9 protein-coding genes are annotated in these 11,539 nt (G+C 57.3%); 5 read left to right on the top strand and 4 right to left on the bottom strand.

Going from position 1 to position 11,539, the window contains the following annotated elements; genetic code table 11:
- Positions 1 to 79 precede the first annotated feature (79 nt).
- The 3 genes from MWU51_RS08245 (at position 80) to rarD (ending at position 2,235) form a co-directional block, all read left to right on the top strand.
- On the top strand, positions 80 to 499 hold the full coding sequence (locus tag MWU51_RS08245; RefSeq protein ID WP_247036274.1) for a hypothetical protein: 420 nt from the start codon (positions 80 to 82) through the stop codon (positions 497 to 499).
- Positions 500 to 601: 102 nt separating this feature from the next.
- On the top strand, positions 602 to 1,201 hold the full coding sequence (locus tag MWU51_RS08240) for a superoxide dismutase (protein WP_247036272.1): 600 nt from the start codon (positions 602 to 604) through the stop codon (positions 1,199 to 1,201).
- A gap of 119 nt (positions 1,202 to 1,320) precedes the next feature.
- The gene (rarD, locus tag MWU51_RS08235; protein WP_247036270.1) at positions 1,321 to 2,235 is read left to right on the top strand and encodes an EamA family transporter RarD; all 915 of its coding nucleotides are present in this window, start codon (positions 1,321 to 1,323) and stop codon (positions 2,233 to 2,235) included.
- On the opposite strand, the gene MWU51_RS08230 is transcribed toward rarD, so the two are convergent.
- The gene (locus tag MWU51_RS08230) at positions 2,199 to 2,756 is read right to left on the bottom strand and encodes a TIGR00730 family Rossman fold protein (protein WP_247036268.1); all 558 of its coding nucleotides are present in this window, start codon (positions 2,754 to 2,756) and stop codon (positions 2,199 to 2,201) included. The two genes, rarD and MWU51_RS08230, sit on opposite strands and share 37 nt — an antisense overlap.
- Before the next feature lie 109 nt (positions 2,757 to 2,865).
- On the opposite strand from MWU51_RS08230, the gene MWU51_RS08225 reads away from it, so the two are divergent.
- The gene (locus MWU51_RS08225; RefSeq protein WP_247036266.1) at positions 2,866 to 4,041 is read left to right on the top strand and encodes an Ig-like domain-containing protein; all 1,176 of its coding nucleotides are present in this window, start codon (positions 2,866 to 2,868) and stop codon (positions 4,039 to 4,041) included.
- A 3-nt stretch (positions 4,042 to 4,044) separates the two neighbouring features.
- Here MWU51_RS08225 and MWU51_RS08220 read toward each other — a convergent pair whose 3' ends face one another.
- Positions 4,045 to 4,371: a winged helix-turn-helix domain-containing protein gene (locus tag MWU51_RS08220; RefSeq protein WP_348646724.1), complete on the bottom strand. Its 327-nt coding sequence runs from the start codon at positions 4,369 to 4,371 to the stop codon at positions 4,045 to 4,047.
- A 127-nt stretch (positions 4,372 to 4,498) separates the two neighbouring features.
- Here MWU51_RS08220 and MWU51_RS08215 point away from each other — a divergent pair, with 127 nt between their 5' ends.
- On the top strand, positions 4,499 to 6,367 hold the full coding sequence (locus MWU51_RS08215; RefSeq protein ID WP_247036262.1) for an ABC transporter ATP-binding protein/permease: 1,869 nt from the start codon (positions 4,499 to 4,501) through the stop codon (positions 6,365 to 6,367).
- 38 nt (positions 6,368 to 6,405) lie between these two features.
- Here MWU51_RS08215 and MWU51_RS08210 read toward each other — a convergent pair whose 3' ends face one another.
- Together MWU51_RS08210 and MWU51_RS08205 are read right to left on the bottom strand one after the other, a co-directional pair.
- A complete protein-coding gene (locus MWU51_RS08210) occupies positions 6,406 to 10,209 on the bottom strand; it encodes an efflux RND transporter permease subunit (RefSeq protein WP_247036260.1) in 3,804 nt (1,267 codons plus the stop codon).
- Positions 10,206 to 11,435, bottom strand: a complete 1,230-nt coding sequence (locus MWU51_RS08205) for an efflux RND transporter periplasmic adaptor subunit (protein ID WP_247036259.1) — start codon at positions 11,433 to 11,435, stop codon at positions 10,206 to 10,208. Before MWU51_RS08205 ends, MWU51_RS08210 begins: the two co-directional genes overlap by 4 nt.
- Positions 11,436 to 11,539 lie beyond the last annotated feature (104 nt).

Genomic DNA, 11,539 nt, shown 5'->3' with positions numbered 1-11,539 from the left:
CTTCAACCCATAGGGTTGCCGCCCTGAACGCATTGCCATACACCTTTTCGCAAAGAAATTCGCGTAAGGGTATAAAACTATGAAGAAATATATTTCGATTGTTGCTTGCGTGGCGACAATGGGTATTGCTGCTCCGGGATTGGCGAAGACTTATGATTGCGCAGTTGATGAAGCGGGGTCTGGCGACAACAAGGGTATTTCCCCACGTATCATTGTCACCGACAACAACGGCAAGATCAGCGTGATTGACGGACTTATCCAAAACATGTTCGGCGAACCAATCGCTGCCAGAATTGACGTCGACAACGCTAAGCGGACCACATTCACTTGGACCGTCGAAAAAGTTGACGGGAAGGCCACGCAGCGAACCGGAAACCATGTCGCCAAACTTGCCTTTCGCCTGACCTATCAGAAGGCAACTGGAGCTGCCATCGCTTCGATGAAGCCGGTCGGCTATCGCAATACATTTCGCGCCAAAGGCAAATGCACAGTGAAATAACTGTTTGGGGGTTGGGTGGATTTCCGCCTTGCCCCTTGACCTTCCCCCTTCCGCTACCCCATCTAGGTTGTAACGGAAACACGCATGAACAGGGGGCTAGATATGGCTTTTGAACTTCCCGATCTTCCTTACGCACACGACGCGCTGGCCGATTTCGGCATGTCGGCGGAAACGCTGGAGTATCACCACGACCTGCACCACAAGGCCTATGTAGATAACGGCAACAAGCTGATCGCCGGGACCGAGTGGGACGGCAAGTCGCTGGAAGATATCATCACTGGCACCTACGACAAGAACGCCGTGGCGCAAAACGGTATCTTCAACAACATCAGCCAGCTTTGGAACCACAACCAATTCTGGGAGATGATGGGGCCGGGTAAGACCGCGATGCCGGGCGAGCTTGAAAAGGCGATCAATGACAGCTTTGGCTCGGTTGACGAGTTCAAATCGCAGTTTGCTGCTGCCGGTGCGGGCCAATTTGGTTCGGGTTGGGCGTGGCTTGTCAAAGACACGGATGGTGGTCTGAAGGTGACCAAGACTGAAAACGGTGTGAACCCGCTCTGCTTTGGTCAGACCGCTCTGTTGGGCTGCGATGTGTGGGAGCATTCCTATTACATCGACTTCCGCAACAAGCGTCCGGCATATCTGGACAACTTCCTGAACAACCTCGTGAATTGGGAAAACGTGGCCTCGCGCCTGTAATTCGGGCTGGTCTGCGGCAGCGTATCTGTTGCCTAACCCATCACGAAACATCATGGCGGTCGCCCCTTGGGCGGCCGCTTTTTTTGTGCCAAAACAGACCGGTAACCAAGGGGCGAGCGATGAGCGATGGCATGAAAGGGATCGCGGCGATCGTAGCCGCATGTGTCGTTTGGGGCCTGTCGCCGCTGTTCTACAAGCTGTTGGAACACGTTCCGCCACTGGAGCTGCTTAGCCATCGTACCTTGTGGTCACTGATGATCTTCGGGCTGATCTTAACGGTGCAGGGGCGATTGGGGCAGGTGCCCGCTCTGCTGCGCGGGCGATCGGCTTTTCTGGTGGCGCTTGCTGCTCTTGTCATTTCTATCAACTGGGGTGGTTTTATCCTGTCAGTGCAAATCGGTATGGTTGTCGAAAGCAGTCTTGGCTATTTCATTTTTCCGCTGGTGATGGTGGTGCTGGGACGTATTCATTTCGGAGAGGTGATCACACGGGGCAAGGCGATTGCGCTGATCCTTGCCACCACGGCGGTTCTGACTCTAACACTCGGTTTGGGTGTGGCGCCGTGGCTGTCCCTGCTGTTGGGCGGAACATTTGCGATCTACGGTGTGATCAAGAAGACTGTCTCATCTGGTCCGGTTGTGTCTGTGACCGCAGAAGTCCTTTTGTTGGCACCTCTTGCGATCATATGGCTTCTGGGCACGCATCTGGCAGGGTGGCAGGGGATCGTGGGGCGAACGGGTGGTGTGTTTGGACACCACTTTTGGGACAGTGCGCTGCTGATCGCGTCGGGTCTGGTTACGGCGGTGCCGCTGATGCTGTTCAGCTACGCGTCACGTCGTTTGGCACTGTCGACCGTCGGTTTGGTGCAATACCTCAATCCAAGCCTTCAGTTCACCTGTGCTGTAGCGGTATTGGGAGAGACCATAACAGTATGGCACATGATTGCCTTCCCGCTGATTTGGCTGGCCTTGGCGATCTATTCCGCCGAAGCCTATCGTCACGACAAGGCGTCGCGCAGGGCGGTGAGCGCCTGATCCACATCCGGCACAACGGTCACGAAATTGCGCAAGCTGTCTTCGGCAAACCCATTGTCGATCACGTGGTCCAAAAGCGTAACCAGCGGATCCCAGAATCCGTTGATGTTCAATAGCAGAATTGGTTTGGCATGCAGTCCAAGCTGGCGCCAAGTCAGCACCTCGAAAAATTCGTCCAGTGACCCTGCGCCGCCGGGCAGAACCACCACGGCGTCCGAATTCATGAACATGACTTTTTTACGCTCATGCATGTTTTCTGTCACGATGAAGGTGGTCAGGTCGCGTTTGCCCACCTCCCATTTCATTAGGTGTTTCGGGATGACCCCGAATGTTTGCGCACCTTCAAGCTGGGCGGCGACGGCAACCGTGCCCATCAGCCCGACATCTCCAGCCCCATAGACCAGTCGCCAACCGTTCCCGGCCAAGGCTGTGCCAAGTGCGGTGGCAGCGTCGCGATAGGCGGAATCCGTACCAAACCGCGAGCCGCAGTAAACGCAAACTGATGCCGTGTGCTGTGTCATGGATGTCCCCAATTCGTTGGTGCCTGAATGATCTTTTGACCGGTGTTAGCGGGATTGCTACTGTTCAACAAGCAGGTGCGGCCTAAAGTTCAGCCGACAGGGGACGCAAATGACGACAGAAACAGGCAACGCTGGCAATGCGACCGGAATAAAAGTGGCGGCAGGAGCGGTTCTTGCAGTCGCTATTGGTGTGGCGTTGTATTTCTGGGTGCAGAAACCGTCATCTGTATTGCCCGACCCAATAGCTGAAACATCAGCGCCACCGACGGAAATGCCTGAGATCGATGCTTCGCCGTCAGATGCCGAGCACTCGACGCCCGATGATGTTGCAGATGCTGCGGTAGATACAGAGACCCCGTCTGACACACCGCCGGGATTTGATGTTGTCCGTGTGGATCCGGATGGCAGTGCTGTTGTGGCTGGCCATGCCGAACCCGGAAGCACCATTCAACTGACCATTGACGGTGCACCGCTTGAGGATGTCGAAGTCGGCAGCGATGGCAACTTTGTTGCGCTGCTGGACCTTCCCGTCGAAGCCCCTAGCACACTTGGGTTTTCGACGCTTGATGACAGCGGGAAAGTCGTCGAGAACAGCGAAAGCTCGCAAACTGTCCTGATCGCGCCGGCCGTATCTGACCCGACGCCTGAGCCGGTGACGGCAGCTCCAGAAAGCGAAGCACTTGCCGCGGCAGATCCAGACACCCCAGGCATGGAAACGCCCGAGACCACGGCCAACGCCCCTCAGGTTCTGTTGGCCGATGATGAGGGTATAGCTGTTTTGCAGGATGGCACTGGTAGTCCAGCAGTCGATAATATCGTCATAGACGCAATCACTTACGACGAATCTGGCGACGTCGCTTTGTCGGGGCGTGGGCAAGGTGGTGCCAATCTGCGGATATATCTGAACAATAAACCGATTGAAATCGGCGAGGTAGCCCAAAGCGGTCAATGGCGCGTTCCGTTGCCTGAGGTGGACAGCGGTGTATATACGCTTAGAGTCGATGAACTGGCCGAAGATGGATCTGTCACATCGCGCACTGAAACCCCGTTCAAACGAGAAGAACCCACCCAGTTGGCCGCAGTGACAAATGCAGACACATCCGCCCCGAAAGCGCGGGTCGAGGCCGTAACGGTGCAACCGGGATCAACACTTTGGGCTATCGCACGCGAACATCTTGGGGAAGGGCCGCTTTACGTGCGCGTATTTGCGGCCAATAGAGAGCAGATCCGGGATCCTGATCTGATTTATCCGGGACAGGTCTTTGCGATCCCTGAAGCAGAGTAATTTCTAAGGCTGAGAAGTATGAGTTCGTTTGCTTTGATGTTCAACGTCGACGTCCTGGCCGGTGCAGGCACAGATATCGGGGTCGCGTGCGCAGCAATCGTTTAACAAATATGCGATGACACCACCCAGCGCCTTGCAGTCGGCTGCATATATGACATGTCGTGATGCCTTGCGCGAGGTCAGCAGTCCCGCTGCTTCCAATTGTGCCAAGTGAAACGACAAACCCGATGCTGAAACACCAATCGCCTTGGCTATTGCGCCGGCGGCCATCCCGTTTTTGCCGCAAGGCACAAGAAGACGCACGATTTCTAACCGCGTGTCATGTGCCATGGCTGACAGGGATCTGAGGACTCGACTCTGCTCCATATTTCAAATATCGGTGAAATATTGAAATGACGCAAGCGCTGTCTGATCCCATCGCACAGATATGACTTCGCCAGCCACGAAAAGGTTACCTATGGCTCCCTCCCGTATCACCTCGACCGAAGCGCCAAAGAACGGTTGGCGCACGATCAAACGTGTCGCGCCTTATCTGTGGCCCGAGGATAAACCTTGGGTGAAACGACGGGTGGTGATCGCGTTGGTGATGCTTTTGGCGTCCAAAATCGTATCGGTCCTGACGCCGTTTCTTTATAAAGGTGCGGTTGATGTGCTGAGCGGCGAGGCAACCGGGGAAGCTTGGGCGCTGGCGGCAGGTGCGGTTGGATTGACGTTGGCTTATGGCATGGCGCGGATCATGACCAACGGATTCCAACAATTGCGCGACGCGGTGTTTGCGCGTGTGGGCCAGCGCGCCTTGCGTCAACTGGCGCTAGAGACGTTCACCCACATTCACCGCTTGTCCATGCGCTATCACATCACGCGAAAGACAGGCGGGTTGTCACGGATTATCGAACGCGGTGTGAAGGGGGTCGAGTTCCTTTTACGCTTTATGCTGTTTTCGATGGGGCCGCTGGTGTTGGAGCTTGCACTGATCTCGGCGATCCTGTTTTTCGTCTTTGATGTCTGGTATCTGGCCGTCGTTGTCGGCACCATCGGGGCCTATGTCTGGTTCACCTTCAGAGTGACCGAATGGCGTGTGCGCATCCGCAAGGAAATGAACGATCAGGACACGGACGCGAACCAGAAGGCCATCGACAGTCTGCTGAACTTCGAGACCGTGAAGTATTTCGGTGCTGAAAGGCGTGAAGCGGAACGCTACGACGTTGCCATGGCCGGGTATGAACAAGCCGCGCTGAAAACATCCTATTCGCTGGCGTTCCTGAACTTTGGGCAAGCGCTATTGATAACGCTGGGGCTTGTCGGCGTGATGGTGCTGGCTGCAATCGGTGTGCAGGCTGGCGACCTGACTGTCGGCGATTTCGTCATGGTCAATGCCTATATGATCCAGATCACCATGCCCCTGAACTTTCTGGGCACCGTCTATCGCGAAATTCGCCAATCCTTGGTTGATATGGGCGAGATGTTTGACCTGTTGGAGCAACCCGCAGAAGTAACGGACAAACCCGGTGCCCCAGATATCAAGATCACCGGTGGAGCGTTGTCCTTTGACGATTTGCGGTTTGGCTATGATCCTGCGCGCCCGATCCTGAAAGGGGTGTCGATTGATGTCCCAGCAGGAAAGACGGTTGCGATTGTCGGGCCTTCCGGTTCGGGAAAGTCAACCATCGGACGACTTCTGTTTCGGTTCTATGACGTCAGCAGTGGCAGTTTGAAGATTGACGGGCAAGATGTGCGTGATGTGACGCAAGACAGCCTGCATGGGGTGATCGGCGTGGTGCCGCAGGACACGGTATTGTTCAATGACAGCGTATATTACAACATTGCCTATGGTCGCCCTGAGGCCTCGCGCGAGGAAGTGGAAGGTGCAGCCAAGGCCGCCAGGATTCACGATTTCATCATGAGCCTGCCCGATGGCTACGACACCCAGGTGGGCGAACGTGGCTTGAAACTGTCGGGGGGTGAGAAACAGCGCGTGGGCATCGCCCGGACGCTTCTGAAAAATCCGCCGATCCTGTTGCTGGACGAAGCGACCTCGGCGCTGGATACCCAGACCGAGCGGGACATCCAGGAAAGCCTGCGTGAGATGGGCGAGGGGCGCACGGTGATCACCATCGCCCATCGCCTGTCCACCATCGTGGATGCCGATGAAATCATCGTGCTCGAAGCGGGCGAGGTCATTGAACGGGGCAGCCACGACAGCCTGCTGGCGCAAGACGGCCGCTATGCGGCCATGTGGGCGCGCCAAGCCAGCGAAGCTGCGCAAGAGGACACGACCGACCCCAACCCGATGACTGCCACCGGACATCTGAAGCTGGCCGAATGACATCCGGCCGTCGGCCACTGTATTGGATCACAGCGCGCCTATTCTGCGGCGTCTTTTCCGCCCGACGGAGCTTTTTCTTCCGAATCCGGTGTTGCGGAGAGTGTCGCTTCAGACGCGACGGGTTGTGATTTGGTCTGCGGTGAAAGGACGCGTTTGATATCTTCAATATTGGGCGACATGTCCCCGGTGTCTGGCATGTCGCCGTCCACTTCCGTCGGCTGATCCCAAATCAAATCATGCAGGGTCGTATTGCGCGCGGCCTTTTCCAACGCGACATCGCGCGCCATTTGTCCCGATCGGCGGGCGAGCGCTTGCAAGCCGTTCGCAGACCGATACGCGCCTGCAGAAATCCAGATGCGCAGCGCCAGCATCGACGGCGTGAATACCAGCGTTAGCACGGTCGCGATGCCCAGCCCGAAAACCACTGCCGTGGCCAGTTGTTTCCACCACAGGGCGGTGGGGGCGTCCAGTGAATAGCCGCCGTTAAAGAAATCCAGCGACAGGCCAAGCATCATCGGGGCAAGACCAGCCATCGTTGTGATCGTGGTCAGAAGAACCGGGCGGATACGGGCCTCGGCGGTGCGGGTGATCGCTTCGATCTTGGGCATATAGCGGGCATAATCCTGATAGGTGTCGATCAGGACGATGTTGTTGTTCACCACGATCCCCGCCAACGCCACGATCCCGGTGCCGGTCATGATGATCGAGAACGGTTGCTGCATCACCATCATCCCGATCAGCACGCCTGTGGTCGACAGCACCACCGCCAACAACACCAGAACTGAGTTGTAGAGGCTGTTGAACTGCGCCAGCAGAATGATGAACATCATCCCAAGCGCGCCTATGAAGGCTTGTCCAAGGAAAGCCTGACTTTCCGCCTGATCCTCCTGATCGCCAGTCCATTCATAACTGACGCCTGCGGGCAGATCGGCCCCATCAATCCATTTTGTCAGGGCAGCAATCCGATCGCCGGGCGTCACCGGTATGCGGGTCAGATTGGCGCCTTCACCGGTTGCCATGATCCGGTCAGCCTCGGCGGCGTTCACATACCGCTCGCCTCCTTCGGGGTCGGTCAGTCGGACCAGCCCGTCCTGCACGCCCGCCTTCACGTCGTAGTAGCGGCTTTGATCGACGCGGTCGATCTGGGCAAGGCTGGGCACCGGTTTTCGGGTGACGAAGTTCGACATCGGCACCAGCCCGGTTGCGGTACGAATTTTAAGTCCGTCCAGTGTGGACAGGACCCTATCTTGTTCCGGTAACCGCACGCGGATCTCAATTTCCTCGTCCGAGCTATCGACCCGCATTGTGTCCAGCAAGATACCGTTGGTCACAAGCTGAACCATGCCACCAACCGTGGCCACATCCGTGCCGTAGCGACCAGCTTCTTCCACATCCACCTCGATCTGCCAGTCAATGCCGGGCAGGGGCAGTGTGTCTTCAATGGCGGTCAGGCCGGGGGTGGCGTCGAACTGAGCGATGGCCATGTTCGCGGCTTGCTCCAACGCGTCCCAATCATCGCCCTTAAGGCGCAGATGCACGGGCTTGGCCGATGCTGGACCCCGGTTCAGGTTCAACACTTCGGTACGAATGCCGGGCAGGGTGGCCAGTCGTTCCTCCAACCGGGCCATGACCACATCGCCGTCAAATTCGGGATCAATCTCGGTGGTGGTGAACGGGATCAGCCCAAACAGTGGCGCGTCCTGTTCGATTGATGGGCGATCCACCCATGCCACCAGTTCGATTTGCAACTGGCCGATGCTGTCGCGCGGCCCCATGGCTCCGCCTGTGTTCTGGTTCAACCCGCCTGAGCCTGCAAAGGCGAAAACACTGTCGATGCCTTTTGTGGACAAGGCAATTTCTTCCGCCTGTTTCACCATCGCATCCTGTTCTTCAAGGCTCAGGTTGCCACGGGCACGCACATAGACGATGGCCTGTTCCGGTTCACTGTCGGCGAAGAATTCGACGCCCAGGTTGTTGCGGCCATACATCATAAACGTGGACACCACGAAACCGATGACCAGCGCGATGGACACCAGCGGCATGATTGGGTTGCCCGAGATGAAGTGGATCAGATGCCCAAACCAGGTCCGGCGATAGCCACCCTGGATCCTTTGCGCCTCACGATGCCAGCTGAGCGATCCCAGCGTGACCGACGTGGCGGTCGCCCCCAAAACGAACAGCAACGCGCCGGGCAGAATTGACATTGCGCCTTCGAACGGAGGCACGCCGCCGAATAGATAGCCGGGGTTTAATAATTGGAAACCGGACAGAAACAGTACATAGGCTGAGGGCAGAACCAACAGCGCACGCAGCCACACCGGAAGCCCCCGCAGGGCATCGGACAAGAAGCCTATCGTTCGGCTGATCCGACCCGACACGCCGCCAACCACCGGCAGATAGATTAGCGCCACCAGCAGAGACGCCATCAGGACGAAGATCAGTGTCTTAGGCAGCCAGCCCATAAACTCGCCGGGAATGCCGGGCCAAAACAGCATGGGCAGGAAGGCGCACAGCGTCGTCGCGGTCGAACTGACAATGGGCCAGAACATTCGTTTTGCCGCGGCCGTATAGGCAGCCATTGGGCCCACGCCTTCGGTGATCTTCTTGTCGGCATATTCGACCACCACGATGGCACCGTCTACAAGCATCCCCACCGCAAGGATCAGGCCAAACATCACGATGTTCGAGATTGTGACCCCAAGTGCGCCAAACAGTGCAAAGGTCAAAAGGAATGAGGTCGGAATTGCAAAGCCCACCAAGAGTGCGGGCCTGATGCCGAGCGCCCCCAGCACCACAATCATGACCAGCGCAATCGCAGTGATGACTGAGCCCTCCAATTGGCGCACCATGCTGTCGACCACATAGCTTTGGTCGTTTGACGTGCCGATCTGTACGGCTTGTTGCAGCTCTTTGGGCCAACTGTTGCGGGTTTCATCCACCAGGTCGCGCACTTCTGCGGCCGTGTCGATCAGATTGTATCCTTTCCGCTTCACCACTTGCAGCGCCACCGTGGTGTCGCCATTGAACCGTGCCGTGCCCTCGCGGTCCTCAAAAGTCAGACGGATCGTCGCCAGATCGCCCAGAGTCACCACGCTGTCGTCATTGACCTTGACCGGTAGATCGTAAACATCCTTCACCTCATCAAAGGACGAAGGTATCTTGACGGCGGTTGACCCAGTGGGCGTCTTGATGTCACCAGCTGCGATCAATTGGTTGTTGTTTTGCACCACCTGGATAAGCTCGCCCGCTGTCACGTTGTACGCTTCCAGCTTCAAAGGGTCGATCTCGACCTCAAGCATCTCGTCGCGATAGCCGGTCAGCGATGCCTCGAGCACCGCATCCAACCCTTCCAATTCATCCTGCAATTCACGCGCCAGTCGTACCAGCGTACGTTCGGGCACGTTTCCGGTCAGGTTTACGATGATGATCGGGAATTCCGAGAAGTTGATTTCATTGACAGAATAGCTGTCAAACCCCTGCGGAAACTTCCCTTCGGCCGAGTTCATCGCGTCGCGCACATCCGCCATGACGTTGGTCTTGTTCCAGCCGAACTCGAATTCCAACGCCACGCCTGCATAGCCTTCGGCGGCGGTGCCGGACATGGTTTTCAGCCCGTCAATGTCGGCCAGTTCCGTTTCCATCGGGCGCAGAAGAAGCTGTTCGGCATCAGCAGCGGAAATACCGGGAAAGGGGACCGAAACAAAAAGAGCCGGGATTTCAATGTCCGGCTCTCCTTCTTTCGGCAGACTGACATAGGCGATCGCGCCGGACAGAACCGACAGGATCACGAAGGCGATGACCATTCGGGCGCGGTTTGCTGCCCAATCAATGATCCCGATCATATGCCCGGCTCCTGATAGGTGACGTCAACGGATACGCCATCACTGACATAGTGATGGCCCACGACAATCACATCCGCGGTTGTGGGCAACCCGGTGATCCACACACCGTCGACACTGTCGCGTATCATCTCGACGGGCGAAAACCCTGCCAAATTGCTGTCGGTCACGATCCGAACGCCCAATTGCCCATCGTCGTCCAGCGTCAGTGCACTTTGCGGTACAAGGTGTGCGAGCAACCCGTTCCCCGTGATGACGACCTCGGCGGTTTGGCCTGCACGGATAACCGAAGCGTCGTCAGGACGCGAGATTTCAACCTCGACTCGAAAGGTCCGTGTAATCGGGTCTGCGGTGTCGGCAACGAAGGTCACGATACCTGTCAGCTCGCCGCCAGCCGCCAGCCGCACATTCGCGGGCAGCCCGGTGGTCAGCTTGTCGACCTGAAGTTCAGAGACGTAACCGACGACGCGCACCGGATCATATTGCACCACCGTCGCGCAGGCGGCGCCGGGCTGCAGCAGCGTCCCGATGTCGGCAGTGTCGGTTTCTAACGTGCCGGGGAAAGGCGCGCGGATGTCCAGCCGCTCGATTTCGCGTTGGGCAGCGGCCACGGCGGCCTCGGCGGACTGGATGGCCGCGGCGGAACTGGAGGCTCCCGATTGTGCTGCGATAAACCCAGCGCGTGCCGCTTCAACAGATGCTTTGGTGTTGGCAACCCGCGTGTCTGATGCAAATCCGCCTGCTGACAACTTGGTGGCGGCGGTCAGGTTGAATGTTGCCTCGTCCAACCTTGCCTGCGCTTCGATCACACGGGCGTCGGCTTCGGGCGCACGTGCCTTTGCTTCGGCCAGACGCGCGGTGGCTTCTGCTAGGCTGGCTTCACGAGTGCCTGCATCAAGTTGGCACAAAACATCGCCTTCGTTCACAAGGCTGCCCTTGGCAATCTTGGCAGACACGACTTGCCCAGTCGTTTCGGCGCGCAGTTCAACCCTTCGATTGGCCTCGGTCCGGCCGCGCAACAGAACAGGCAATTCGATCTCGCGCGCAGTGCTTCGCAAAGCCACCACTGAAACACCACTGGTAGGTGATGCATCCACGTTGTCGGTGGCTGCCTCACTGACCTCTGCGGCTGGTGTTCCCGCTGCCGTTTCAAGCGTGTCACGTTGAAACACCAGAAAATACAATCCCGCCACCACAAGGATCGCCGTGACTATTGGGAAAAGGCGCATAGGAATACCTGCTGATGTTAAACAAACTGGCGAAACACTATGCGTTGTTTTGCATGGGAACAAGTGTGGGTTCCCTGACCTGTGCAACCAGAAGGATCAACCGG

The sequence above is a fragment of the Aliiroseovarius sp. F47248L genome (assembly GCF_023016085.1).
Classification (GTDB): domain Bacteria; phylum Pseudomonadota; class Alphaproteobacteria; order Rhodobacterales; family Rhodobacteraceae; genus Aliiroseovarius.
The sequence above is the reverse complement of the archived record's forward strand: the minus strand, read 5'-3'. Positions and strand labels throughout refer to the sequence as shown.